This is a genomic window from Candidatus Manganitrophus noduliformans (assembly GCF_012184425.1).
Lineage (GTDB): Bacteria > Nitrospirota > Nitrospiria > SBBL01 > Manganitrophaceae > Manganitrophus > Manganitrophus noduliformans.
This window is the reverse complement of sequence record NZ_VTOW01000002.1, coordinates 1,056,249-1,081,705: the sequence shown is the minus strand read 5'-3', so window position 1 is coordinate 1,081,705 and position 25,457 is coordinate 1,056,249. Positions and strand designations below refer to the sequence as shown.

Below are 25,457 nucleotides of genomic sequence, written 5' to 3'. Positions count from 1 at the left end.
CTCCCTTGACACCCTTTTCATCTCTCTCCATAATACGGGCATTATGCTGGGACGGATGCAATATTTGGTTCATAAAGTCGGAGCGGGGGAGAAGGCGGCCCAAGACCTGACTTATGAAGAGGCGCGCGAGGCGGCGCAGCTGCTTCTCTCCGGAGAGGCGACGCCGGCCCAGGCGGGGGGCCTTCTGATCGCGATGCGGGTGAAGAATGAGACGAATGAGGAGATGCGCGCCTTTACCGAGGTCTGCCGGGATTACAATAAGCCGTTGATGCTCAAGCGGGGAGTGGTCCCGCTCGATATCCCGGTTTATGCGGGGAAGAAATTTTTTTTCCATGCGATCATCCCGGCGGCATTTTTGATCGCGGCGTCCGGACGGCCGGTCCTGCTGCATGGCTTTTCCGGCGCCCCGGGACGGCTGGGGGCGGCCGATGTGTTGCGCTCGCTCGGGATCTGCGTCGATTTCACCCCGCAGGAGGGATCGACCATCTTAGAGCGGCAGGGCTTTCTCTATCTCGATGTGGCCAAGTTCAATCCCCCCCTCCACCGTTTCCAATTGCTGCGGACCGAGCTCGGCGTTCGGACCCTCTTCAACGCCGTCTGCAGGATGGTCGATCCGGCCGATTCCGGCCGGCACCTCATCGGGATCTCCCATCCCCCTTATTTCGAGAAGACCCTGGAGGTATTGAAGCGGCTTGGAAGCCGCCGCACCTTGATCGTCCGAGGGGTCGAGGGAGGGCCGGAGCCGTCGATCACCTCGGAGACAAAGGGGTTTCTCGCAGTAAACGGGGAGGCGGCGCCGCTCTCGATCGCCGCCGCGGAGTTCGGCCTCTCCTGGGCCAAACGGAGCGATATTCCGGGAGGGGAGCCGGAGGAGCAAGCCGGTCTGGTTGAAAAGATTCTCGCCGGCGAAAAGATCGGACCGGTGCGGGAGTGGGTGCTGCTGACCGCCGCGGCCGGCCTTCTCGCGGTGGGGGAGGCGCCGACCCTTGTGGACGGGTGGAAGCGGGCGGAGCAGGTTCTCAACGAGGGCGCGGGGCTTCGCAAGCTAAAGGAGAGTGCGGCGGCATGATGGGGGGAGCCAAACCGGATGCCCGGACCGACACGATTCTTCTGCTGGGACATGGAAGCCGCGATCCGGCGGCGGTCGAGGAGTTCGAGCGCTTTGTCGCTTTCTTCAAGGAATGGAGCGGTTTTCCGCGGGTTTCCCCCGGCTACTTAGAGCTGACCGCCCCGTCGATCCCGGAGGCGATCGATCGCGCCGCGGCCGAGGGGGCGGCACGGATCTGGGTCTACCCGCTTTTCCTTTTTCCCGGCCGCCATGTTTCCAGTGATTTACCGCGCTTTTTATCCGAGGCGGGGACGCGGCATCGAGCGGTCCCGATCCACTTCGGGGAGGCGATGCACCGGCACCCGAAACTGCTGGAGTTGGCGAAGATCCGGATCGGTCCCCTTCCCGCGGAGGAGGACCGGACCGCCCTTCTTCTGGTGGCGAACGGGAGCAGCGATTCCAGGGGGATCGAAGCGGTCGAGCACTTCGCGGCGAAGTTAAGGCCGATGCTCCCTCAAGTCCATTTTCTTCCCTGCTTCGCTGAGATGGCCTGGCCGTCGATGCCGGACGCCTTTGCCCGTTGTCTTGGGATGGGGATCACGTCGATCGTTGTCTTCCCTTGCGTTCTTTTTACCGGGAGAGTGTTGCAGGGGATTCGTTTGAGAGTGGAGAAATTCCGGGAGATCGATCCCGCCCTCTCCATCCGGATGGCCGACCCCTTCGGCATCCACCCGCTGCTGGCGGAGATCGTCTGGGAAGGGGTTCAAGGGGCCTGGCCTGTCGCCAACGGTTTGAGGGTCCGGTCGAACGGGTAATACAGTAATACGGGAGGAAGGATGAATCAAAAGAAACGGATTTTAACGGGGGACCGGCCGACCGGCCGGCTCCATCTGGGACATTACGTCGGCTCTTTGGTCAATCGGGTGAAGCTTCAAGAGGAGTATGAGACCTTCATCCTGATCGCCGACGTCCAGGCGCTGACAGACCACTTCGAGCATCCGGAGATCTTGCAGCAGAACATCCGCGAAGTGACCAAGGATTATCTTGCAGTCGGGATCGATCCGGGCAAAAGCACGATTTTCATTCAGTCGTTGATTCCGGAGATCGCCGAGCTGGCGGTCTATTATCTCAACCTGGTGACGGTCGCGCGCCTTCAGCGCAACCCGACGGTGAAAGACGAGATGCAGCAGAAGGGGTTCGAGCAGAATCTCCCGGCGGGATTCCTCGTCTACCCGGTTCATCAGGCGGCCGACATTACGATCTTCAACGCCGATCTCGTGCCGGTGGGAAAAGACCAGCTTCCGATGATCGAGCAGACGGTGGAGATCGTCCGGCGGTTCAACACCTTTTACGCGCCGGTTTTGGTCGAGCCGCAGGCGAAGGTGGGGGAATTCGCGCGGCTTCCCGGCATCGACGGCCAGGCGAAGATGAGCAAGAGCCTCGGCAACGCGATTTATCTGGCCGACGACGCGAAGGCGGTCGAGGCGAAGGTGATGCGGATGTATACCGATCCGACCCGTCTTCGCGCGACCGACCCGGGGCATATCGAAGGAAACCCGGTTTTCGTCTACCACGACGCCTTCAACCCGGACAAGGAAGAGGTGGCCGATCTCAAGGAGCGTTATGTTCAAGGGAAGGTCGGCGACGTCGAGGTGAAAAAGAAACTTACCCGCGCACTGAACGCTTTTTTGGATCCGATTCGCGAGCAGCGCGCCAAGTACGACCAAGACGAGAAGGCGATCGATGAGATTTTAAAGGAAGGAACCCGGCGCGCCCGCGCGGTGGCACAGGAGACGATGGGCCAGGTCCGCCGGGCGATGAAGATCGACTACCCGTTTCAGGGGTGAAGATCGATTGCGGAATGCGGACCTGTAGAGACGTCCCGGCGGGACGTCTCTACATTTAAGATGCTTCTCGATTGACGCACAAAGCGAAAAATGATATAACCAAACCCGTTGTCTTTCCTGGATCAAATCATGGCGGCGTAGCTCAGTTGGTAGAGCAGCGGAATCATAATCCGCGTGTCGGGGGTTCGAGGCCCTCCGCCGCTACCATCCTTCTTTCCTCTTCTCAGAGCCGGTCTATCCTAACAGCACATCATCCGTAGCGGCGGTGAGGACGAAGACTTTCTCGTTGTTGTTTTCCGGATCCGAGAAAAAGAGAAAGAATCCCTTTCTTCCGGGAGAGACGCCCGTGGTGTAGCCGAAGAGATTCTCCCCGTCTTTGAAGCAGACCATCACTCTTCGACCCAGCCCCGGCCGCTCCACATCGATCCGCTCTTTATAGGTCGGATTTCCGTCGAAGCACTTCACGAAGAAAATTCCCTTCAATCGCGAGGGGTCAATTTTGATTGTTTCTCCCGAGCTTTTTTTGGTAAGGTGGAACCAAGGTTTTTCCGGGGAGAAGTCGCCGGTGCTTCCCTTGACGACCTCTCCGTTTTGAAAATGGAGAACGATCCTGTTTTGCATTGCCATCCCTCTCTGAGATTTTACGTCTACTGTGAAAATGACCGCTGCGATCATCCCGCCGATCAGGGGAAGAGAATTATACAATAACTGGATATTCATTGTCATCCCCTTAATTTCACTTTCCCGGTGGAATCGAGAGGGTCTTGAATACCCTCGAAGAGTCAGGTATCTTCTTATTCTGGACAAAATGCGTCGTCGAAAAAGGAGCGGCTGCTCCGTTTTTTGCGATGCGTGGAAAACCGGCCGGCGTGTGACGCAGAAGGCGCCCCGAAACGACTGAGATTAAAGAGCATTTTTCGGAGTCGAATGCTTCGGTTTCAAGATCGGTCCATTAAATCCAAGCTGATGTTCCTGACGCTGATGACCAGCAGCATCGTCTTGATGCTGGCCGGCATCGCTTCGATCAGCTACCAGATCCTCAAAGTACGGCAGAGCTTGACGTATAATCTCTCCACGTTGGCGGCCGTCATCGGCACCAACAGCACGGCGGCGCTGACCTTCAACGACCCCAAGGCCGGGGAAGAGACGTTGGCGGCCTTGGCGGCCTACCCGCGCGTCATTGCCGCCGCCATTTACACCAAAGAAGGCCGGGTTTTTTCCACCTACGTCAGGGATCCCGCGCCGGAAGGATTTCAGCCTCCCCCCGTTGAACCGGCCCTTTCCCGTTTTGAGAGAAACGCGCTGGTCGTTTTTCGTCCCATCTTCTTAGGAGAGGATCGGGTCGGCACGGTTTACATCCAATCCGATCTGGAAGATCTCTATTCGGCGCTCAGACAATACACCGCGGTGACCGCGGGCTTGATCGTGGCCGCCTCCTTCGTCGCCCTGTTGCTCGCCTCCCGGTTTCAGCGGGTCGTTTCCGAGCCGATTTCACATTTGGCCAAAACGGCGAAAGCGATCTCCATCCGGAAAGACTATACGATCCGGGCGCAGAAGCACGGCCGGGACGAGTTGGGCCTCCTGGTGCAGGGATTCAATGAGATGCTCGATGAGATCCAGACCCGGGATGCGGCCCTGGGGGCGAGCGAGCTGCGGTTTCGGACCCTGACCAGCCATGCGCCGGTCGGTATTTTTCAGACCGACCCCAAGGGGAACTGTCTTTTTGTCAACGAGCGCTGGTGCGACATGGCGGGGATGACGCCGGAAGAGGCAAAAGGGGAAGGCTGGATGCGCGCGTTGCACCCCGAGGACAAGGAGCGGGTTTTTAACGAATGGTACGACGCCGCGAAGGCCGGGCGCGAGTTTGCCTCCGAGTACCGCTTCCAAACGCCGCAAGGAAAGGTGACCTGGCTTTACGGCAGCGCTATTGCGCTGCGCAACGAATCGGGCGCGGTGATGGGCTACATCGGAACGATCACGGACATCACCGAGCGGAAAGAGGCCGAGGTCCAATTAAAAGAGTCTGAAAACCGATTCCGCCAACTCGCGGAGAACATTCATCAAGTCTTCTGGATGTCCGATACGTTCAAACAGGAGATGCTTTATATCAGTCCCGCCTATGAAAAAATCTGGGGGAGAAGTTGCGAGAGCCTCTATCGGCAGCCGAAATCTTTTGTAGACGCCATTCACCCGGAAGATCAGCCCCGAATGAAGGCTTCACTGGAGCGGCAAGCCCGGGGAGAGGGGACCGATATCGTCTACCGTGTCGTCCGTCCCGATGGGTCGAGCCGTTGGATTCGAGACCGCAGCTTCCCGATTCACGATCGATCCGGCCGGGTTTACCGGATGGCCGGAATCGCGGAAGATATCACGCAGCAGCGGGAAGCGGAAGAAGAGCTGAAGCAGAAGACGATCCAAGCGCTGGAGGCGAGCCGGATCAAATCGGACTTTGTTTCGAACGTCTCCCATGAGCTGAGAACGCCGATCAATGCCATTATCGGCTATAGCTCGCTGCTGCTGGACGAGACCTACGGCGCCGTCGGCCAGGATCAAAAAGCCCCCTTGGAAGGGGTGGTCCGAAACGCAAATGACCTTTTAAATCTGGTGAATGACGTGCTCGATCTCTCCCGGATCGAATCGGGAAAAATGGCGATTCGTCTCGGACCGGTCGACATCCCCGCCCTCATTGAGGGCATTCTGTCCGGAATGCAGCCGCTCTTTGAGAAAAAATCGCTTTTTGCCCGGTTTCATCCCCCGGAGACCTTTCCGGTCATTCAATCCGACGCGGAGAAAATCAAACAGATCACCATCAATTTCCTGTCGAATGCCGTGAAATTCACGAAAAAGGGAGGGGTGACGATCTCGGTGAAAGACCGGCCGGAGAGAGGGGGAATTGCGTTTTCAATCCAAGACACCGGAATCGGCATCAAACCAGAAGAGCTTCCGAAAATATTCGATGCGTTTCATCAGGTCGATGCGAGCGCGACCAGGGAGTTCGGGGGGGTGGGGTTGGGGTTGGCGATCGTTAAAAAACTGATCGATCTGTTACAAGGGGAGATTCGTGTCGAGAGCGAATATGAAAAAGGATCGACCTTTACCGTTTACCTCCCCTATCGGCTCGAACGGGTGAAAGAGAGCGCCTCCTAGTCCGGCATCGCCGGAACCAAAGACGTTATTCATAAATCGCTATTCGTTAATCGAAACCCGGCAACGAGTGGATGATCCGAAGTGCCGACATCAAATGGGACTTCCCGGTAGGCTCCTCCCTCCGGCACGATTCGGGCCAATTTCAATAGCTGAGAGCTCGGTTTCAATCCGGCCCGCTCCACCGCGGCGACGTTGATCGCGAAGCGAACCCGGTTCTGCTCCGTCTCCAATTGGACCATCCCCCCCCGTTCGGCGAAATGGTCGATATCGCTGACGGTCAAGACCGGCGCCCGGCTCAACTGCTTCACGATCCGGGAGGCATTTCCCGCCTCCGAATCGCTGATAAAAAGAATATGGGCCCCGGCCGCCTCCTCGATCTTCGAAAACCGTTTTACAAGAATCGGCTTGTCTTGAACGGTTTTTCCCGCAACCGCTTCATCGATCAGTCTCCCAAATGGATCGTCTCCCAGAATTCCGATCACGAAGGCCGGATCATTCGAGATCGCTTCCGCCGGCCAATCGACGAATTTGGCAAAGTTGAAAAGAAACGCCGCCTTGACCTGATATTCCGTCGCTGTTTGCGGTTTGGCCTCCAAAGGCAGAAAGGCGACACCGATCGCGATCAGCAGGAAAAAGATAGAAAGTCTCTGAAGGAGCGATTGGCGCTTCATTCCCATTGAACGATCACCTTTGCATAGACGCCGCGTTCCACCTCGACCACCCCCCGGGCAAATTCCGCATGCTGCCGACCGAGCAGGTTCTGGCCGACGACCGAGAGTTCCACTTTCTCCGTGGGATGCCAGCCGAGCCGAAGATCGAGGTTATAATATCGCTTCACTACCTGGGCGGGAAGGCGGTCGACATACCGGAGAAACCAATCGAGCTCCAGGTTCCCCGGCAGATCGATCATCGAGCGGAGTCCCGCCTGATGATGGGGGCTCGACTCTTCCGTTCCCGTTTCGCTGCTTTCCCGGGTCGGAAAACCGGCTTGCGCGTTCAGGTGGATTTGAAGGAACGAGTAGATGAAGTTGACCCGCCACCACTCCTTCGCCTGCCAGTCGGTCATCAGCTCCACGCCGTAGGTATGTCCGTCCATCTGATTGGTGAGGAAAAACGGAACGATCACCCTGTCGGGGCCGGGAGGGGCCGCCTCGGTGAATGACGGGGCCCCCATCTCCAGGGTCGAAAGGTTCGCGTACTTGTTATAGAACGTGGTCGATGTGAAAGAGAGCCGGGGCTGTGGTTGAACCCGGTATCCGAGTTCATAGGCGATCATCGTCTCCGATTCAAACGACTCGTTCGGGAGGATGCGGCCGAACGTATTCGTGGCCGGATCCAGCACGCCGGAGAGCGCCAAATCATGCTCCAGCCGGGTGGGGGTCCGGACGGCCCGGGTCACGGCGCCCCAGACCACCTGTGTTTCGGTCGGCTTCCAAAGCGCTCTTCCACTCGGCTGGAGCTCGAACCCGCTGTAGTCGTTGTGCTCGAACTTGGAGCCGAGGGTCAGGACCACCCGGTCATCGATAAAACCGATCTGGTACTGGACGAAGGCGCTATAGATCGCATCGGTCCGGTCCGCGGGGATAAATTCCACCGTCTCGACGCCGCTTGTATCGTCCGAGTTAAGCCGGTAGCCGGCCCCCCAAATCAGCTCCCGGCTTTGGGTAAAGCGGAGGCGGTGCTGAAAATCAAAATCGAGGGTGTGCCGCTCTTCCTCGAAATTCGCCTCTTCCCGGTTCGTATAATCATAATAGGCCTTCAACGTCCAGTCGGACCGCTCGCTTCGGACGCGGCCCCAGCGGAACAAAAGATTCCCGCCGGAAAGATCGGCGTCTCTTAAGACCGTTTGCGAGAAAGGGGGGGTGTAGGTTCCGAACGTGGTCCGCTGCCCCGCCTCCCCGGTGTAAAAATCTCCTTGGAGGGTGAAGGCGTCGCGGTCCGTTAGATCGAGATCGGTGCGAAACCCCGCCCGGCCCATCCGCCAATCGTCGAAATCGACCCCGTCCGGATGAAAGCCGGCATCCCGATCGAAGTATTTTGCGTAGACCCGGTAATGGAGGTCCTCGCCGGACCTTCCACCGTAGCGAACCCCGCCGAAGCCGCGCTCTTCCGTCCCGGCTCCGAGCGTGACCAATCCCCCCTGGGTCTCTTTTGAATGTTTGGTGATAATGTTGATCACCCCGTTGACCGCGTTTGCCCCCCAGATGACCCCGCCCGGCCCGCGGATCACTTCGATCCGTTCGATGTCTTCCAGCAGCAGATCTTGCACTTCCCAGTAAACGCCGGCAAAGAGGGGATTGTAGACGCTCCGCCCGTCGATCAATACAAGGATCGATCTGGAGAGACGGCTGGTGAATCCCCGGATCCCGATCGCCCACTGATTTGCATTGATCCGGGCGACCTGAACGCCGGGGGCCATCCGCAGCGCCTCCGGAACGCTGGTGACGCCGGACCGGCGGATGTCCTCCTGCGTGATCACAAAGATCGCCGCCGGGGTATTGAACCATTTGATCGGACTTTTGGAGTAGGTGACGATCTCCACGTTCATCAGCTCTTCCAGGCTGAGCTCCGTGAGAGCGTCTTGGGGTTTTGTGGCGTGGGAGACTTCTTGACCCCAGGCGAGGGGCCGGTTTTCGATCAGGAGCAGAACCACCGTGAGAAAAAGCGCCTCCGCCAGGATGCGCCGGGCGTGGTGAAGAACGATCCCCCTTCGGATGGTCATTCTCTGGAAGCTCCTTGCAGGTGGAGGGTGAAAGTTGCAGCTGCAATGCTAATGACGCAGATTATAAGTTTGAAATTATAAGATACAAAAAGGAAATTGTCATCCATTAAAAACAAAATTTTTCACAGCGATCGCAGATTATTTGGAAGTGTTATTGAAGACAGGTATTTTCATGGAGGGTATTTCCGGATGGGTCGCCGTCCTCTCATGCAGCGGGCCGGAGGCGTTCCGCCACGCATCGGCTCCTAACCAAACCGGCTCAGCGGGCAGGCTTCATGCGGGTGAGGCCGCGCGGGGCAATAGTCCCGTCCATAATCGACGACGCGAAAATTGAAATGGAGCCAATCTTCCCTGGGCAGAATCGCCATCAGGTCCCGCTCGATCTTGTCGGGATCGGTCTCGTTCGTCAGCCCCCAGCGCCGGGCGAGACGCTTGACGTGGGTGTCGACCGCGATCCCCTCTGCGATGCCGAAGGCCTCCGCCTGGATCACATTGGCCGTCTTGCGGCCGACGCCGGGAAGGGTTCGGAGCGCTTCCATCGTCCGCGGGACCTCCCCGGCGAACTGCTCTTTCACTTTTTTTGCCGCTCCCAGGATGCTCTTCGTTTTGTTCCGGTGGAATCCGATCTGCCGGATCTCCCGGTTGAACTCCTCCGGATCGGCATTGACGTAATCATCAAGGGTCCGGTATTTTTTGAAAAGCCGCTCGGTCACCTCGTTGACCTTTTTGTCGGTCGTCTGCGCGGAGAGGACCACCGCGACGTAAAGCTCCCAAGGGCTGCCGTAGCGGAGCACCGTCTTCGCCTCGGGATAGAGCCGCTTCAGCGCGGCGATGATTGCTTTCGCCTTTCGTCGCCGCTCCGTCGGAGCCGTTTTGTCGGATCGGTTTTTCATGAGGGTTATTCTAGTTCATCTTAAACGGAATTCGCCAGGAGAAAAAAGACGAGGAATGAGAGATGGTCGCCCCGATTGTAGCGCCCGCTCTTTCTATGGCAGAATGAAAAGAGGTTTTCATTTTGCGGAGGAGAAGAAGATGGCTCAAGCACAGCCGAAAAAAGAGGAGCGGGCGTTCTCGTTTATTCGGATGAACGAACGCGCAGGAAAGCCGCGCACGCGCGGCATTACCGAGATCCGCGGCCCTTATTATACGCCGATGGGGAAGCGCTACCTTGAAGATGTCTTGGAGACGATGGGGAGCTATGTCGATGCGCTCAAGTTCGCGGGGGGCTCCTTCAGCCTGATGCCCCGGCGGGCCGTCAAAGAACTTCTCGATCTGTGCCATTCGCACAACGTCGTCGTCTCCACCGGCGGCTTCATCGAATATGTTCTCACACAGGGGCCGCAGGCGGTCGACCGGTATATCGAAGAGTGCAAGGCGCTCGGGTTCGATATCGTCGAGATCTCCAGCGGCTTTATCGTGGTTCCGACGGACGATCTTCTCCGTCTTGTCGAGAAGGTCCAGAAGGCGGGGCTCAAAGCGAAGCCGGAGGTCGGGATTCAGTTCGGCGCCGGCGGGGCGACCGCTTCGGCGGAGCTTCAGGCGGAGGGGACCCGCGATCCCGAGTGGGCCATTATGCAGGCGCAGCGGTTCATCGACGCCGGGGCGTATCAAATCATGATCGAGTCGGAAGGGATCACCGAGAATGTCCCGACCTGGCGGACCGACGTCGTCGCGAAGATCGTCCGGGCGTTGGGGCTGGAGAAGCCGATGTTCGAAGCGGCCGACCCGGAAGTCTTCGCCTGGTACATCAAAAATTACGGCCCGGACGTCAACCTCTTCGTCGATCACAGCCAGATCGTCCAGCTCGAATCGCTCCGGTCCGGGATCTGGGGGACGAAGAGCCTCTGGGGCCGTGTCGTGACCTATCAGCCGAAAGCAGCATGAGCGTATAAAACAGGGCAGGCGGTAGGCGGGCCTCTCCCTCCCGCCTGCCATTTTGATCTTAGGGGTGGATGTGCATTCGATCGTGATCGTGCCGTTCGGCGATATTCCGAAAACGCTGCTCGATTTCCTGCGTGAGGAGCTTGCCTTTCGTTTCGGGACGGAGGTGAGCGTCGCCGATCCCGAGTCGATCCCGGAGGGGGCGTTCGACCGTCATCGGAGCCGATACCGCTCGTCGCTCTTCCTTCGTCATCTTGAGGAGGAGCGGCAGGATGTAGACCTGAAAGAAACAGAGCGGCGGATCGGAATCGTCCACGCCGATCTCTACAACCCGGAATCGGATGTGGTCCTCGGCGAGGCCGACCCGGTCGATCGGGTCGCCGTGGTCTCCCTCGCCTCCCTTCATCCGGAATCGGAGGCGCTTCCCGAAGAGGACCTCCGTTTCCGGACGCGGGTCCTGAAAGAGGCGGTCCATGAGCTGGGGCACACCTATCAGCTCGACCACTGCGGCAACCCGAAGTGCGTCATGTACTTATCTCACGCTCCGAACGACCTCGACCAAAAGAACGCCGATTTCTGCATGGCGCATCAATCGAAGCTGAAACGGCGATAGCCGACAGGTAGATCGTTCGCTCTCCTCTTTACCGAAGAATTCCCTCATCCTGGTCATTTTTCTCTCGACCTCATACGCTTCTGATCATTGAAGAATGGATCGGCCTTTGTTCCTTTCCGACCGGTCCCATCTGAATCGTTCCGATGAATTCCAGGTTCTCTGTATTCAACCCACATTGGTATTTTATCTTTCTTGACAGCGTTCTTTCCGGTGCTATCTTGTGCGTAGCCCGTTTCAGGGCTCGGGCGCATGCAATCAAAAAAAGCAAGGAGGCATTATGTTTGAGCGATTGATCGAGAATGCTCCGCCGGAGTGGCAGAATTTTATCGAGATGCTGCTTGGTCCTCTGGCGTGGATTCCGGAGATGCAGCGGTGGCTGGCCGATTTCTTTTTCGATTCTCCCTCGAAGGGGATCCTCGCGGCAAAGGTCGTCTTTCTTCTCTTCCCGCTGCTCCTTTGGACCGGTGCGATCTGGTGCACGCAGCTGTCGCTGTATACCCTTCCGTTCCGCTCCGGACGGCTTCAGTTTATCTCCATGATGCTGCTGGCCTGGTGGGACGGCGCGCGGGCGGTCTGGCTTTATTGGATCGGGCTCTTCCGCGTCACAGGGGTGATCCTGGGGTGGATTTTTGCGGTGACCCGGCTGGCGGTCAAATTGTTGGTCGAAAGCGGCAAGCAGATCCTCCTCCTTCCTTTCACCATGACCGGAAAGATGACACAGAGTTACTTCCAGCCGGGGGTCCCCTGGATCGCTTTTATGATGCTGATTTTCTGGTGTCTGCTGGAGGCGGTCATCTTCACCTATACGCTCACCCCGACCGTCTCGGAGGTTTTGGCCGATCTGGTCGGCGCGGAGGCTCCTCCGGCGATGGGAGCGGTCCTCTATTTTTTCCTTCTCCTGCTGATTCTCGGGAGCTTCGCCTGCATCCAAGCCTTCGTCGATGCCGTGAAGAAGCGGGAGTATAAATTTATCGTCCAGATGGTTCTGGTGGAGATCTTCGTGATGTTCTTCGAGGTGATGTTCCTCTACCGCGAGCTGGTCGACGCGGTCACCCCCTGGATCGCTCAGCAGACCGGAGAGCAATTCCGGTTGGGGATTGTCTTTACCCTTTCACTCGCGGTCTTCGGGTGGGCCGGCATCCGCGGGATGACTTGGTTTCTCTTCGGCCAGTTCGGCACCCCGCCGCTGCTGGCGTTCATCTCCCGCCGGCCGATGGTCACCCCGGAGCAGGCCGGCGCGGTGACGCCGCCGGCGGCGGAAGCCGCGCTTTGGTGGCGCGCCCCGGTTCAGGATTTCAAGGGGGAGATCGGCTGGCTGCATGAGAAGAGCGATCAGCTGCTGGAGTATCTGACCCTCCCGGTCCTTCAGGTCATGGCGGCGGCGCTCAATTTCGCGCTGATCTTGGTCGCCTCGCGGCCGATCTTCAACCTTCCGTTGAAGGGGCTCAAAGAGGTGATGGCCACCAAGGAGATCTTTACCCTTCATCTCCAACCGAAGAGGGTCGAACGATGAAAATCACTCGCCATTCCATCTTAATGGGCTGGGTGGGGGCGGTGGCCCTCACGGCGGCGCTGGCCGCTTGCAGCACCCAGGTCGCGGAGCGAAAGCCGAGGCAGGCGTTGTTCATCGGCGTTGATGTCAGCGGCTCGTTTCAGCAGTCGGGCTATTTCGACGATGCGATGACCTTCCTTTCGTATTATATTTACGGCCACCTCAACGAACTCGGAGGGCTTGCCCCGCCGCGCGAGCTCTTCGTCGGTTCCATCGGCGGAGAGGACAGCGCGGAGCCGAAGGCCTTTCATCCGATTCACGATTTTACCGGAAAGAGCATCCCGGAGATCGAGGAGCAGCTTCGGAGCTGGTTTGTCCCGATGGATTCGTTTACCGACTTCAATCCTTTCTTTCAGCAGGTGGCGCGGATCGCGAAGGAGCGCCACCTGACCCTCTCCCCCATCACCGTGATGCTCGTCAGCGACGGCGTTCCCGACGCCCCGATGCGGGCGGGCGAAACGGGGTCGCTCTATGAGAAGATCGATCTCGCGCCGTTGGAATACCTTTCGAGGAATCTGACGATCCGCTTGGCGTATGCCAGCCCGAAGGTCGGGGAGAACTGGAGAAAAGAGATCCCGCGGCAGCGGGTTCGTCTCTGGGCGGTGGAGGGAGAGGTGATGAAAGGGTGGAGCCAGCAGGTGGCGCCGGAGGTGGTCGATCCGGCGGGACAGGAGCGGTTGTGGAAGTGGGTTCGGGACAATGTCGACTACCGGGTCCGGTCGATTTCGCGGTAACCGAATTCCTTGTGAAAATAAAAACGGCCAGGGCTTTCGCCCTGGCCGTTGCGCTTCTCCCAACTCCTAGGCCCACGTCCGGTTGCCGTATCCATTCGAGAGAGTGTCGTTCGTCATCGCTGCCGGAGATCGTTTGAGAATGAGTCGAAATTGAAAGAGAGAGGGCGTTAGGGGAGGAGCTGCCACTCGTCTTTATCGATCGTCACCTTTTGACCCGCCTGAATCTGCTTTAAATCATTGCGGTCGAACATCCCGAGGTAGCGCTCGATCCGCTCTTCATCGATGATCCGATCTTCTTTCATCTGGCCGCTCGGTAATTTGTACTTCCGAATCAATGTTGCCATGCTTCCGGTCTCCTTGCTTTGATATTTCGGAGGCGGCGTGGAGCCGGCCCCTTCAAAAAGTCCGCATTCTATCCCGATCTTTCGGGGAAATCAAGTTAAATCTTACGCCCCCCGGGATCGTTTGTCCGTGCGGCCGCTTACCACCGCTTCGTCCGTTTCTTGAAGCCGTTTTCCTTCCAGCCGTTTTCTTTTTTCCGGTGAGATTGAACCGGTTTCTTCGCCGGCTTCGACTTGTCGGCCGGGCTTTCCTTCACTTCGAATCCGGCCACCAGGACCTGAGGGATTTTGGACCCGATCAGCCGTTCGATGTCGCGCAGGCTTCCCCGCTCGGCGGGGGCCATCAGCGAGATCGCATCCCCCGTTCCCTGGGCGCGGGCGGTCCGACCGATCCGGTGGACATAATCCTCCGGCGCCTCCGGCAGCTCATAATTCACCACGTGGGTGATCCCCTTTACATCCAGTCCGCGCGCGGCGATGTTGGTCGCCACCAGGACCTGAATCGCCCCGCGCCGGAATTGCTCCAGCGCCTGGGTTCGGGCCCCCTGGCTTTTGTCGCTGTGAAGCGCGGCGACCTTCTTCCCCTTCTTCGTGAGATGGGAGGCGATATCGTTGGCGCGGTGTTTCGTCCGGGTGAAGACGAGCACCTGGCTCATTTTCTCCAGCTCCATCAGATGAATCAACAGGTCGCGCTTTCTTCCGGTATCGACCGGGTAGACGACCTGGCGAATCCCCTCCGCCGGGGTTCCCTGCGGTGCCACTTCGATCCGTTGGGGATTGTTTAAGATCTCATCGGCGAGCTTCTTCACCTCTCCCGAGAGGGTGGCCGAGAAGAAGAGGGTCTGCCGCTGTTTCGGAAGGGCCTTGATGATCGTCCGGACGTCGGGGAGAAAGCCCATGTCGAGCATCCGGTCGGCTTCATCCAGCACCAGCACTTCCAGATTTCTAAAATTGACCGTCCCCTGGCGCATGTGATCGAGCAATCTTCCCGGGGTGGCGACGAGGATATCGATCCCCCGCCGGAGTGCATCTTTCTGCGGACGGATGCCGACCCCGCCGAAGATCACCTCATTTTTCAGCCGAAGGAATCGCCCGTAGGTCCGGATGCTCTCATCGACCTGCGCCGCCAGCTCCCGCGTCGGCACCAGCACCAGCGCCCGAAGCGAGGGCGATTTTCCTTCCCGCAGCCGGTGCAGGATCGGAAGGGTAAACCCGGCCGTTTTCCCGGTGCCGGTCTGCGCGCAGCCGGTGAGGTCTTTTCCCATCATAATGATCGGGATGGCCTGCAACTGAATCGGTGTGGGGTTCTCATAACCTCTCGATTTCACGGCGCGAACGATTTCGGGGGCGAGCCCCATATTCTCAAATGACATTCTGTTTTTCTCCTGATTAATCATAAGGGACCACGGTCCCCACATGGAAGCAAAATCCCGGCGGGGCGTTCCTCCTCGATGAAATAGAGAGGCGGCGCGCCGCGGCGGCTCTTTTCTGCTTGGTTTTAAGAACCGTTTGAAGTGTAAGAGTCCATCGGTGGGGTGGATGAACCCGCTTCTTGAGGAGGGATCATAATGTAAGCGGATTCCGCCTCGTGGTTCATGAAACTGCCCACAGAGTATCATATGGGAGGAGAGATGCGCAAGGAAAATGTTTAGAAAGGGCGGGGGATCGATTGACTCTGGATCACATTGCCTTTGTCGTCGACCAAGGCGATCTCTTCAATCCCGGGCTCTTTTTTGATTTTGATCAGGACGTACGGCCGGGTCATCACGGTCGCCTGGAATCGGTCCGCGGGGGGGGCCTCTACCCTGATTTTCAGACGCAAGGTCTCATCGTCTCGGGTCACTTCATCGACAACGATCCGGTATCCCGCCGACGGCTTCTCTTCCGTGGAGACAAAAACGACGAGCGACTTTTCGAAATCAATCTTGGGGGGAGACGGCGGAGGAAGGCGGCCGGAATGGATTTCCGCGAAGAGGGTCTCAAACAGCGCTTCCCGGTCGACGACCTCGAATTGAAAAGAGGGGGATTGTTTTCCGGAATGGACCCCTTGGTCGATAATGCTGTATTTCACCTTGGAAGCGGCACAGGCGCCCGCGGCGAAGACGACCGCCCAGAGGAGCCAAAAAAATCCCCGGCCGAGGGTGGTGCTGTTCCTGCTCACTGAAGCCGCCTGAATTTTTTGCCTGGAGTCCCGCCGGGCGCAGCCTTCGCGCTTTGGGGCGAAGCAAGGTCTCCCACGAGAATCTCGATGCCGGGCCGATCCTCCCCCGCCGTCACGGTGACCGGCTCCGGGAAGGATCCACAGGCGTCTTCGAGGTCGCAGATAATGCCGTCGTCGTCCCGGTCGGTCCCGGCCACGATCGTGTAGGTTCCCGCCGGCGTTTCCGGAAGGGTGAAGGCATAGTTTTGCGCGCGGCTTGTTGCGGTCTCCGACACGGTATCAAAATTGTCGTCGACCACCAGAACGAAGACGGTTCCGACGTTCCCCAATGTTTCGCCGCCGACCGTCATCTGAACGTTAATGGTCGCGGTTGGATTTTGCGGGGCATCCGAGGTGACTGTGATCGTCGCGGTGTAGGTTCCGTCCGCAAGGCCCGTCCGATCGACGGCGGCATTCACGGTCAACGGCGCCGTTCCGGAGGTCGGGGTGACCGTCAGCCAGGAGCCGCCGTCGGAGGTCGCCGTCGTGATCTCCGTGATGTTCAGTGTTCCAATCCCCGCATTGGTGATATTGATCTGGAGGGTATTGATGTAATTGCTGAAATCGAGCGAAGTGATCGAGACGCTGAGAATGGGCGCGGTCGGAGGGGGGAGACTCCCGCCTCCAGGGAACTCACCGGCGGCCTGCACCGCCAGCGCGGCGTCGATCAATCCGTGGCCATACAAATCATCCCGGCCGGTGGCGCCGAGATCTCTCGTAATCCGCTGGGTGGTACCCAGGTGGGTCCCGGCGAGGAGCTGGTCGATATCAGTCGGTGTCAAAGTAGGATTCACGTCGAGCATCAATGCAATTACCCCCGCGACATGCGGGGCCGCCATCGAAGTTCCTTGGAGGAAGCGGAAGTTGAATTGACCGGAGTCGGTCCCGAGCGTGCTCAAGACCCCGTCCGCGAAGCCGTCTCCGTTCAGGTCGGCGGCGGCGTTTCCGCCGGGCGCCGCGACATCCACCCTCGGTCCGAAGTTGGAATATGGGGCCTTCGTTGCATTGAAATCGACCGCCGAAACCGAAATCACCCCGTCCAGGCCGGCGGGCGAAGTAAGCGCGCTGGTGTTCTCGTTGCCGGCCGCCGCCACCACGATGACCCCTTTGTTTCTCGCCGTGGTGATGGCATTTTGCATCGTTTGGCTAAAGCCTTGGCCGCCGAGGCTCATGTTGATAATGTGAGCGCGCTTCGGAGTATTTGGATCTTCGCCGCCGGCGGCATGAAGGATCGCCTCCGCAATATCGGCATCGGTTCCCCCTCCTTCGCCGAGAACCCGGAGCGGCATGATTTGCGTCTGCCGGGTCACCCCCGCTACGCCCGAATTATTGTGGGTCTCAGCACCGATGGTCCCGGCCACATGGGTTCCATGAAAACTGCTGCTTTCTCCCCGGGGATCGTCGCCGTCATCGTTCGCGTTTGGATCATTGTCGACAAAATCAAAGCCGGGGATCAGTCGCGCACTCAAGTCGGGATGATTGAACAATACGCCGGTATCAAGCACCGCGACGATGACATTATTGCTCCCCTGAGTGACGTCCCATGCCTGGGGAAGGTTAATCAACTCATAATGCCATTGCTTGCCGAAGTGCGTATCGTTGGGGGTAAAGAAGGGCTTCCGGATAAAATTCGGTTCGGCGTAGACGACATCGGGGTCACTGCGCAATCTCCGGATGGTATCGATCATCAAGGCCCTTAGCTCATTCGCCTCGCTCTTTTCGGTTTTCAATTTTGACTTTGAGCCCGCCGTCCCCTTTTGTAACCGCGGGGCGGGAGGGGTCACCTGCATTAACTCGACTTTCTGGGGAAGTGATTGCTTCGGTGTCAGGCCATGACGGAACGCGAAACCATCGCTCTTCCGCCGGGCTCCCGATGGATCATCCTTTAGCTTCACGAGGATCTCGCCGGGAGCGAATTCGGCTCCAGGCGGAATCGGCTCCGATGCGGCGGCCGACAATCCCTCCACGGAGGAAAAGTCGAGGACATAGGCGCTCTGGCCTGCAAAGGTAAGGACCCCGATCAGGAAATCTCCCCCGGTGTCCTGGATCAAAGTCGGCGTGATTTCGATCAACTCCGTTGAGACCAATCCGGCGGAGACGTCGACGACCTCACCGATGGAGTTCATCAGGACCAAATCCAAATCGTTGGCATCGAGATCATTGGCGCCGATGCTGAGAGTAATTCGGACCGGCTCCGTGGCGGTAAGGCTGAATAGATCGGGGATGAGCAACGGATCTTCATTCGGAATCGGAAGGAGCGATCCAGGGTCGTTTATCGATGCGTTTCCCGAGACCGTGATAGTATTGGAAACCGCCTGCGCCTGAGCGGGCTCGTCGTTCGGCTCCACCTCCACCGTATTGTCCGGCGGAACCGTTAGCTTGCCGGAGGCGGTCCCGGTTGTCGGTACGGGCGGATTGTTGTTGCTCCCTCCGCCTCCGCCGTTACAACCGGAGAGGACCAGCAATCCGATCAAAAAGCTGACGATGAAATAAGAAAAAGGAAACAGACGCCGGCCGGCCGGCGTATGAAGATTGCAAAGGTCTCTCTGCATGGGGGTGGATTCTCCTGTTTGAATCGGAAATCTCCCGATCATTCCGGCCGTCAGTGTACGTCAACTCTTTTAAAAGAGTCAATATTTCGAGGATATCACCGCTCCTGTTTTTTCCGGGACGGATCTCGCGCGGGGTCTTTCTCCGGGAGGACGTCGCTGACCCACTCTCTTGTCTTCCAGCCGGGGACGGGGGTCTCGCAGCCGGCCTTGGGGACGAAGTCGGAGCGCTTCACCCGGTGCATCTGGTGGATGTAGCGGGGACAGTTCGGGAAGACCTCGCGCGCCTTCACCCGGACGATGAACTGCGCTTCGGGATAGTCGGCCATCAGCGGATCGTTCGCGTCGATCGTCGCCTCGCCCTGCACCCGCATCCGGGTTTGGTTTTCGAAATCGATAAAAAGCATCCCCACCTGCCGGGTCGCGGCGATGTTCCCCATCGAAAGATACATCCCGTTGCCGTCGTAGTTGGGGAAGGCCAACGTGCGGGGATCGACCACCCGGACGAACCCCGGCTCTCCCGCTTTGTAAGAGCAGGTCGGATGCCCGCGGTCATCGACCGTCGCCAGGAAGAACATATCGAGCCCCCGGATGAACTCGGTATCCTCTTCATCGAAACGGTCCCTCACGACCGCTTCGTCCAGCCGGTCGGCCATCCGGCGGGTGTCGAACTGCGCTTGCAACTTCCGGTGCCCCTCACGATAGATGTCGGACATGGCGGCTCCTTAAAATAAATTAGGAATGAGGAATCGTTCAATGAGGAATCAAGACCATAAAGCAATGAGAAACAGGGTTCCTATTTCTTACTCCTCATCGGTAGATCGTATATATCAGAGCGGCGGATGTAAATCAATGATGAGTTAAAAGGGGGAAAGGGAAATGGGGAATGAGAATCTAACGCTTGAGAGGAGTGATTCCAGGATTGCTATTTCTTAATTGATTCCTGTTCCTGCGTCGGTATTCCCTGGAAGTGCTCGGTGGCCCAGGCGAGGGCGGCGGTGTAGCATTCGGGGATCGCCAGCGCGTCGATGCCCACTTTTTGCGCCAGGGCTTCGAACGCTCCCCAGTTCGCTTCCAGGTAAGAGAGGCTGAGCCGGTAAAGATCGTTCAGCCGGCCTTCCCCCTCCCCGAGCAAGGCATTCTTAATGTCCTGCGCAATCGGCATTTCCTGCAACACCTCGGCCATCGGCCGGTTCACCAGCCCGTCGATCAGAGAGAGCATTCCCATCAAGAAGAGATCTTCGGACCGATGGGCCATCCGGAACGTCGGGGCGAGCAGCTCCAGAAACCGGCCCCGCAAGGTCGATTGAAAGACCAGCTCGGGCGGCTTGTCCTTGGCGAGTCCGGCCATCGCAATGAAAGAGGCCCATCGCCGAAACCCGGTCTCTCCGAGCATGACGAGGGCATGTTTGATCGATTGGATCTCCATCTGCCAGCCGAAGAAGGCCGAATTCATATAGCGAAGGAGCTTGTAGGCGAGCGACATTTCAAGTTTGAGGATTTTTTCGAGCTTGTCGAAATCGAGCTCGGGCCGCTGGATCTCTTCCAGAATCCGAAGGTAATTGAGCTTAAAGCCGGGGATCTCTTTCCCCGTCACCAGCACCGGCTTGCTGAAAAACCCCCCTTGGAAAAGATGCGCCCCCGCCGTCATCGCTTCTTCAAACGCGGCGCGGCTTTCCAGCTTGGCGGACAGGATCTGCGTCGCGCCGGTCAACCGGCCCCGAACCCCCTTCTCCGGCGCGCCGTCGACTTTGATAATGTCGGCCAGCGACAGCAGGCTCGCGTGTTGCGGCTGCAGGGCATAGGCGCCGAGGACCAGAGGGATCCCCGCTTGCTTCAGGTTCCGGCAGGCGGTCAGCACCTCGGCGTCGGCCTCCATCTCTTCCAACAATTCCACCGCCGCTTGGTCGGCCGGCAGCACCGTCGCCGCCTCCTGCAGCAGGAGGTTGCGGGTCAGGGGAACGAAGGCCTTTTTCCCCCCGCTGACTTCGTTGATTCCGAGCAGATAGAGGGCGTCGGCCACTTTTGAGGCCGCCTGGTCGGGGCTGATGCTTCCGACCGTCCCGCCGAGGCCGTCCCGAAAGTGCACCTCGTAGCCGACCACCTCCTCCATCCGATTGAAAATCGGATGCCGCACCAGATAAATGTTCATCACAATTCTCCCGGTATTCCCTGCATGGATATCATGCGAATGAAAAATCGTCAAATTACAATGAGAATGAAGACGGAGCGTCGCTTCAATGAGGAATTGGAAATGACGAATGAGGAATGGGGGAAATCGTTCAAATTCCGAAAATCAATTCCATGATTGACAAACGGAAAAAAATCGTGTTGTCTGAGAGAAACATCGAACCGGAGGTTTCTATGGCTTTTAGAGGGCCGATTGTTTGGGCCGCGCTGCTCGCGTTCCCCCTCCTCGCGGCGGGGCAGGATCAGGCGTTGATCCGCCGGCAGCTTGAAGAGGCGAACGTCTCCTTTTCCAGCGCGGGATTCATCGAACAGATCCGGCGGGGAGAGGCCGAAGCGGTCGACCTTTTTCTTCAGGCGGGAATGAATCCGAACGTCCAAGACAAAAGCGGCCGGACGGCGTTGATCTGGGCGGCCGGAAACGGACATGTCGCCGTGGTCGAGCGGCTGCTCGACAGCGGCGCCGATCTCTGCGGCACCGGCAGCCGGACGCAATCGGCGTTGGCCTGGGCCGCTTCCAACGGCCGGACCGACGCCGCGCGGGTTCTGCTCAAGGCCGGGGCGAGGGCGTGCGAAAAGGAGAAAAGGGGGATGACCTCGGTGACCGCCGCCGCGATGAACGGCTATGCCGACACCCTCCGGATGCTCCTCGAAAGAATCGACGAGGTTCTCTATGAAGAAAAGGCGGTCGCGTTTGCATCGGCGGCCGAATGGGGCCATCTGGAGGTCCTTCGTCTTCTGCTCGACGCCGGCGTCGATGCGGAGGCGCGGACCCCGAGCGGATCGACCCCCCTCGGCGCCGCGGCCCTTCGGGGCCGGGGGGCGGCGGTGAGGTTTCTTCTCGATCACGGCGCCAATCCCAATGCGTCGGTCGATCTTCATGGAACAGTGTTGGCGGCCGCCGCAAAGGGGGGCCATCTCGATGTCGTCCGCCTTTTGCTGGAGCGGGGCGCGCGCGCCGACGGCGCGGCGCTTCGGGCGGCGGCGCAGGCGGGGGATGCCGATATCGTCTCCCTTTTGCTCGACGCGGGGGCGCCTGTCGACGCCCGCGTCTTCGGCGGCGAAACCCCGCTGATCGAAGCGACGATGGCGCGCAAAATAAACGTCGTCGATCTGCTGATCGAACGGGGCGCCGACGTCAACGCCAGGACCTTGACGGAGGAGTCGGCGCTTTTCATCGCCGCGAGCGGCGGCGATCCGGAAGCGGTGGCGCTGCTCCTGGAGGGGGGGGCCGACGTTCATGCGCGGGGGAAAGAGGGGCAGACCCCCTTGATCGCGGCGGCGACGCACGGCCATATGGAAATCGTCAGCATGTTGATCGCGCGCGGCGCCCAAATCGACGCCGCCGACGACATGGGAAAAACGGCGCTCGTTCACGCCCGGGAGCGGGGCCATCGGGATATCGTTCATCTGCTGATGAGCGCCGAGAGGTCGCCGGCGCCGGAGGGGTTGAATCTGGAGAGAATTAAAAATCCTTCTATTCAAGAATTTGAAATAAGAAACGATTAAATAATCGATCATTGGAATGGGGCTTCGCCCCAAGATCCATCTGCGAGAAATCAAAGTCGTGGGGCTGCTCGCCCCACCCCCCGCCACGGGGGTTGCGTGCCCAACCCCCTTTGGATTCCCAAGGGCAGCGGAGGGGGCAAGCCCCCCCTGCTCCCCCCACGGTCAGAACTCGCTCAACCACGTAAGAGCGCCGTGGATTGAGCTTCAAACATGCTGACCTGAAGCGGTCGATAATACGTCTCACAGAAGAAACGCAGGAGAATGGGGGGCACAGTACGCCCATGACGCGCACGCTCTTTGCTCTCGGATTCCTAATTCCTAATTTTCAGATTCCTAATTAGCTAATCCCCCGCGGCGGGGTGTGGGGCGAAGAGCCCCACGACATTATTCCTCATTATTCCTTCATTGATCGATCATTGATTCCCCCCTTTTCTAAGACTATAATAAACCCATGACCTATCCACTTTTCATCCGTTCGATTTTATCGCTGCTGTTGATCGCGGCGCTTTCGAGCCCGGCGCCGGCGGAGCTTTACTCCTGGCGGGATGCGGAGGGGGTGCTTCATGCGACCGACCGGCGCGACAAGGTGCCGGAGGGGGTGACCCCCGAGGTCTGGCCCGACCTTCCTCCCTCTCCCCCCGCGGAAGCGCCTCAAGTCCTGCCGCCGCAACCCAAAGCGGAACCCCCTCCCTCTCAGGAGTTTCTTCCCGCGGCCGAGGTCGAAGCGGCGGAGGTGACACAGGGGGCATTCGCCGTGCAGCTGGTGCGGGAGCTGGGGTTGGAAGAAGATGCCGACCCGGAGGAGGCGGCCGATCTGCTCACGCGGATTCGGGTGACCCCGCGTCTGGGACGATGGGAGCTTTCGGCGCCGATGACGCCGGCGCTGGTGAGCCGTCTGAGGACGTTGACCGTCTCCGCCGCGCAGCGGGGCGCCGTCCAGATCGCGCCGGAGGAGGCCCTTCTGGCGTTCGATACGACGGCGGCGTTGCTGAACGTGTCGATCCCCGCCGCTTCCGAGGCCGATCTTTCCGACCGTCCGGCCTCCTCGACCTATCTCGACGCGCCGCCGCTCGTCCTCATCAGCCCCCCGCCGCCGCGGATCGTTTCGTATTATGTTTGGGTTCCGGTGGAGGAGGGTTTTTCTGGTCGGGTTCCCGGCGCGGTGGGTTTTATGTCCTGCATGAAGTCCACCGCGATCTTCATTTCAACGGCCATCGGTTTGCTTTCCGCCGGCATCACATCGAGAGGCGCTTCACCGATCGGTTTTTCAACGACCCTTTCTTCGATCGGCGGGTGTTCGATGTTTATCCGCCGTTCTATGACCGCCGTCCGCCGGTGATCGTCCTCCCGCCGCCGATCATCCATCCGCCCCATCTGCCTCCCCCCCCGCGCCGCCACGACCGAAGTCTTCGCGGGGGGTCTCGTTCCACCGGCCGTCCGACGATCCGGTCGATGCCTCCCTCCGCCATGACGCCGCTCGCCCCGCCGTCCGGAGAGACCGCGTTGACGCCGCTGGCGCCGCGCTTGCGCGGCCGATCGAGCGCGCCCCCCCCTGCGTTGACCCCGCTTGCGCCGCGGCTGCCGCAGGCGCCGCAAGAGCCCCCTTCCGCGAGTGTGCCTCGGCCGTCGTTGCGGGGAAGGTAGGTTCTGTTGGAATGGGGCGTTGCCCCGAGTCCCCCAAGGGATGTTAGATCTGAGAATGAGGAACCAAGAATATTGGAATGGGGCTCTTCGCCCCACACCCCACCGCGGGGGTTGCGTGCCCAACCCCCTTCGGCTTCCAAAGGGCACCGGGGTTGCACCCCTGGACCCCCTTTAAAACAACGGTCAGAACTCGCACAACCGCGCAAGAACAGCGCGGATTGTGCTTCAGACAGCTGACCTTGTAGGGTAGGTGGAACGTCTTGATTTGTAGTGGGCCTCTTCGTCTGACCCGGGGTCCCCAAAGAGCCTGCTCTTTGGGGTGGGCACCACCCATCCCCCAGTGGGTCCCTTGCGCTGCGGGCGCAGAGGCCCACAGATGCAAAAGAAAATCAAAACCCAAGAGCGAAGAGCCTGCGCGTCATGGGCGTCCTGTGCCCCTGATGATCCTGCGTTTCTTCTGTCAGACGTTTCACCTACCGCTTCAAGTCAGCATGTTTGAAGCACAATCCACGGTGCTCTTCCGTGCGTTGTGCGAGTTCTGACCGTAAAACGGGGGGAGCTGGGGGGGTACTTTCCCCCCGCTGCCCTGGGAATCCAAAGGGGGTTGGGCACGCAACCCCCGTGGCGGGGGGTGGGGCGAGGAGCCCAACGACTTTGGATTCAAGCAGGCGGGGCTCGGGGCGAAGCCCCATTTAGATTCCATTGACGGATTCCTCTTCTTTGTTATATTTAAATCATTCGTTTCATCCCCCAGTGAAATACCAGGAATGAAAAAGGAGGCGGCATGGCGGAGGAGACCAAATATTGTCTCTGCTGCGGCGAGGATGTTCCGTGGAACCGGATCACGCGCGACGGCAATGAGGAGCTGACCTGCCTCTACTGCGGGTTCATCCTGGGGGCGACGCCGCTTCCGGCCAAGACCGCCAAATGCATCATCACGGTCGACGATGTCGCCTTCGTCAACGATCTCTTAAAGGGGATGTTGGTCGACAAGGGGCTGGCCGACACGGTGATGACGGCGGGGAACGGGCAGGAGTTTATCGCCCTCTTCAATGCGCGATTGGCCGCGAAACAGCCGGTCGACATGGTGATTCTCGATCTGGAGATGCCGGTGATGGACGGCATCTCGGCGGCCCGGATGATGCGGGCGCTTGAAGGGAAGTATCAGGTCGCCAAATCGCCGATCCTCTTCTTCTCCGCGCGAAAGTCCGATGAGGCGCTCAAGAAACAGCTCGGTGTTTTCTCCCCCGCCAGCTACGTCAACAAAGGAACGTCGTCCGGCATGGACGGCCTGGTGGAGCGGGTCGATCAGCTGGTGACGCATTTGCTCAATAAGAAGCGCGCAACCGCTTGAAGCTTTCCTGATCATCGACCGATCTGTCACTTCCATTCTTCATTCTTAAGTGACCCCACCTCATTGATTTCTTCCTGAGAGAAACGTATACTGCCGTCGATTTTTCCGTTCACTTGCGACTTAGATTCA

The 25,457-nt window shown here is 59.1% G+C and carries 22 protein-coding genes and 1 tRNA gene; 12 read left to right on the top strand and 11 right to left on the bottom strand.

Going from position 1 to position 25,457, the window contains the following annotated elements; translation table 11 throughout:
* Positions 1–64: 64 nt before the first annotated feature.
* The 4 genes from MNODULE_RS14280 (at position 65) to MNODULE_RS14265 (ending at position 3,102) form a co-directional block, all read left to right on the top strand.
* Complete coding sequence (locus MNODULE_RS14280) at positions 65–1,069, top strand: anthranilate phosphoribosyltransferase (protein WP_168060924.1); 1,005 nt, start codon at positions 65–67, stop codon at positions 1,067–1,069.
* Complete coding sequence (locus tag MNODULE_RS14275; protein WP_168060922.1) at positions 1,066–1,863, top strand: sirohydrochlorin chelatase; 798 nt, start codon at positions 1,066–1,068, stop codon at positions 1,861–1,863. Before MNODULE_RS14280 ends, MNODULE_RS14275 begins: the two co-directional genes overlap by 4 nt.
* 21 nt (positions 1,864–1,884) lie before the next feature.
* The gene (trpS, locus tag MNODULE_RS14270) at positions 1,885–2,895 is read left to right on the top strand and encodes a tryptophan--tRNA ligase (protein ID WP_168060921.1); all 1,011 of its coding nucleotides are present in this window, start codon (positions 1,885–1,887) and stop codon (positions 2,893–2,895) included.
* Positions 2,896–3,026: 131 nt separating this feature from the next.
* Positions 3,027–3,102 (top strand) — tRNA-Met (locus tag MNODULE_RS14265).
* A 27-nt stretch (positions 3,103–3,129) separates the two neighbouring features.
* On the opposite strand, the gene MNODULE_RS14260 is transcribed toward MNODULE_RS14265, so the two are convergent.
* Positions 3,130–3,516 (bottom strand): DUF6982 domain-containing protein, encoded by a 387-nt coding sequence (locus MNODULE_RS14260; RefSeq protein WP_168060919.1) that lies wholly within the window; start codon positions 3,514–3,516, stop codon positions 3,130–3,132.
* Between the two features lie 306 nt (positions 3,517–3,822).
* Here MNODULE_RS14260 and MNODULE_RS14255 point away from each other — a divergent pair, with 306 nt between their 5' ends.
* Positions 3,823–6,042: a sensor histidine kinase, YfiR-like protein-associated gene (locus MNODULE_RS14255; protein WP_168060917.1), complete on the top strand. Its 2,220-nt coding sequence runs from the start codon at positions 3,823–3,825 to the stop codon at positions 6,040–6,042.
* A gap of 29 nt (positions 6,043–6,071) precedes the next feature.
* On the opposite strand, the gene MNODULE_RS14250 is transcribed toward MNODULE_RS14255, so the two are convergent.
* From MNODULE_RS14250 to nth, 3 genes are all read right to left on the bottom strand, one after another.
* Positions 6,072–6,719 (bottom strand): TOL_0243 family YfiR-like periplasmic protein, encoded by a 648-nt coding sequence (locus tag MNODULE_RS14250; protein ID WP_168060915.1) that lies wholly within the window; start codon positions 6,717–6,719, stop codon positions 6,072–6,074.
* On the bottom strand, positions 6,710–8,764 hold the full coding sequence (locus tag MNODULE_RS14245; protein WP_168060913.1) for a TOL_0244 family TonB-dependent receptor: 2,055 nt from the start codon (positions 8,762–8,764) through the stop codon (positions 6,710–6,712). Before MNODULE_RS14245 ends, MNODULE_RS14250 begins: the two co-directional genes overlap by 10 nt.
* Positions 8,765–9,009: 245 nt before the next feature.
* Complete coding sequence (nth, locus tag MNODULE_RS14240) at positions 9,010–9,657, bottom strand: endonuclease III (RefSeq protein WP_168060911.1); 648 nt, start codon at positions 9,655–9,657, stop codon at positions 9,010–9,012.
* A 139-nt stretch (positions 9,658–9,796) separates the two neighbouring features.
* Here nth and MNODULE_RS14235 point away from each other — a divergent pair, with 139 nt between their 5' ends.
* From MNODULE_RS14235 to MNODULE_RS14220, 4 genes are all read left to right on the top strand, one after another.
* Entirely contained in the window at positions 9,797–10,648 is an 852-nt protein-coding gene (locus MNODULE_RS14235; RefSeq protein WP_168060909.1) for a phosphosulfolactate synthase, read from the top strand.
* A 70-nt stretch (positions 10,649–10,718) separates the two neighbouring features.
* Positions 10,719–11,258, top strand: a complete 540-nt coding sequence (locus tag MNODULE_RS14230) for a hypothetical protein (RefSeq protein ID WP_168060907.1) — start codon at positions 10,719–10,721, stop codon at positions 11,256–11,258.
* Positions 11,259–11,535: 277 nt separating this feature from the next.
* Positions 11,536–12,771, top strand: coding sequence for a hypothetical protein (locus MNODULE_RS14225; protein WP_168060905.1), 1,236 nt, complete (start codon positions 11,536–11,538; stop codon positions 12,769–12,771).
* The gene (locus tag MNODULE_RS14220) at positions 12,768–13,544 is read left to right on the top strand and encodes a hypothetical protein (RefSeq protein ID WP_168060903.1); all 777 of its coding nucleotides are present in this window, start codon (positions 12,768–12,770) and stop codon (positions 13,542–13,544) included. Before MNODULE_RS14225 ends, MNODULE_RS14220 begins: the two co-directional genes overlap by 4 nt.
* Positions 13,545–13,711: 167 nt before the next feature.
* On the opposite strand, the gene MNODULE_RS14215 is transcribed toward MNODULE_RS14220, so the two are convergent.
* The 6 genes from MNODULE_RS14215 to MNODULE_RS14190 form a co-directional block, all read right to left on the bottom strand.
* Complete coding sequence (locus MNODULE_RS14215) at positions 13,712–13,888, bottom strand: hypothetical protein (protein WP_168060901.1); 177 nt, start codon at positions 13,886–13,888, stop codon at positions 13,712–13,714.
* A gap of 137 nt (positions 13,889–14,025) precedes the next feature.
* A complete protein-coding gene (locus MNODULE_RS14210) occupies positions 14,026–15,258 on the bottom strand; it encodes a DEAD/DEAH box helicase (protein ID WP_168060899.1) in 1,233 nt (410 codons plus the stop codon).
* A gap of 275 nt (positions 15,259–15,533) precedes the next feature.
* Complete coding sequence (locus tag MNODULE_RS14205) at positions 15,534–16,046, bottom strand: protease complex subunit PrcB family protein (RefSeq protein WP_168060897.1); 513 nt, start codon at positions 16,044–16,046, stop codon at positions 15,534–15,536.
* Positions 16,043–18,637: a S8 family serine peptidase gene (locus tag MNODULE_RS14200; protein ID WP_168060895.1), complete on the bottom strand. Its 2,595-nt coding sequence runs from the start codon at positions 18,635–18,637 to the stop codon at positions 16,043–16,045. Before MNODULE_RS14200 ends, MNODULE_RS14205 begins: the two co-directional genes overlap by 4 nt.
* Before the next feature lie 95 nt (positions 18,638–18,732).
* The gene (locus MNODULE_RS14195) at positions 18,733–19,350 is read right to left on the bottom strand and encodes a pyridoxamine 5'-phosphate oxidase family protein (protein WP_168060893.1); all 618 of its coding nucleotides are present in this window, start codon (positions 19,348–19,350) and stop codon (positions 18,733–18,735) included.
* 209 nt (positions 19,351–19,559) lie between these two features.
* Positions 19,560–20,786 (bottom strand): EAL and HDOD domain-containing protein, encoded by a 1,227-nt coding sequence (locus MNODULE_RS14190; protein ID WP_168060891.1) that lies wholly within the window; start codon positions 20,784–20,786, stop codon positions 19,560–19,562.
* A 212-nt stretch (positions 20,787–20,998) separates the two neighbouring features.
* Between MNODULE_RS14190 and MNODULE_RS14185 the strand changes: the two genes are divergently transcribed.
* Positions 20,999–22,330, top strand: coding sequence for an ankyrin repeat domain-containing protein (locus tag MNODULE_RS14185; protein WP_168060889.1), 1,332 nt, complete (start codon positions 20,999–21,001; stop codon positions 22,328–22,330).
* Between the two features lie 451 nt (positions 22,331–22,781).
* Positions 22,782–23,669 (top strand): hypothetical protein, encoded by an 888-nt coding sequence (locus MNODULE_RS14180; RefSeq protein ID WP_168060887.1) that lies wholly within the window; start codon positions 22,782–22,784, stop codon positions 23,667–23,669.
* Here MNODULE_RS14180 and MNODULE_RS14175 read toward each other — a convergent pair.
* Positions 23,647–24,132, bottom strand: coding sequence for a hypothetical protein (locus MNODULE_RS14175; RefSeq protein ID WP_168060885.1), 486 nt, complete (start codon positions 24,130–24,132; stop codon positions 23,647–23,649). The genes MNODULE_RS14180 and MNODULE_RS14175 overlap by 23 nt on opposite strands.
* 626 nt (positions 24,133–24,758) lie before the next feature.
* On the opposite strand from MNODULE_RS14175, the gene MNODULE_RS14170 reads away from it, so the two are divergent.
* Positions 24,759–25,328, top strand: coding sequence for a response regulator (locus MNODULE_RS14170; RefSeq protein WP_168060883.1), 570 nt, complete (start codon positions 24,759–24,761; stop codon positions 25,326–25,328).
* Positions 25,329–25,457: the final 129 nt, after the last annotated feature.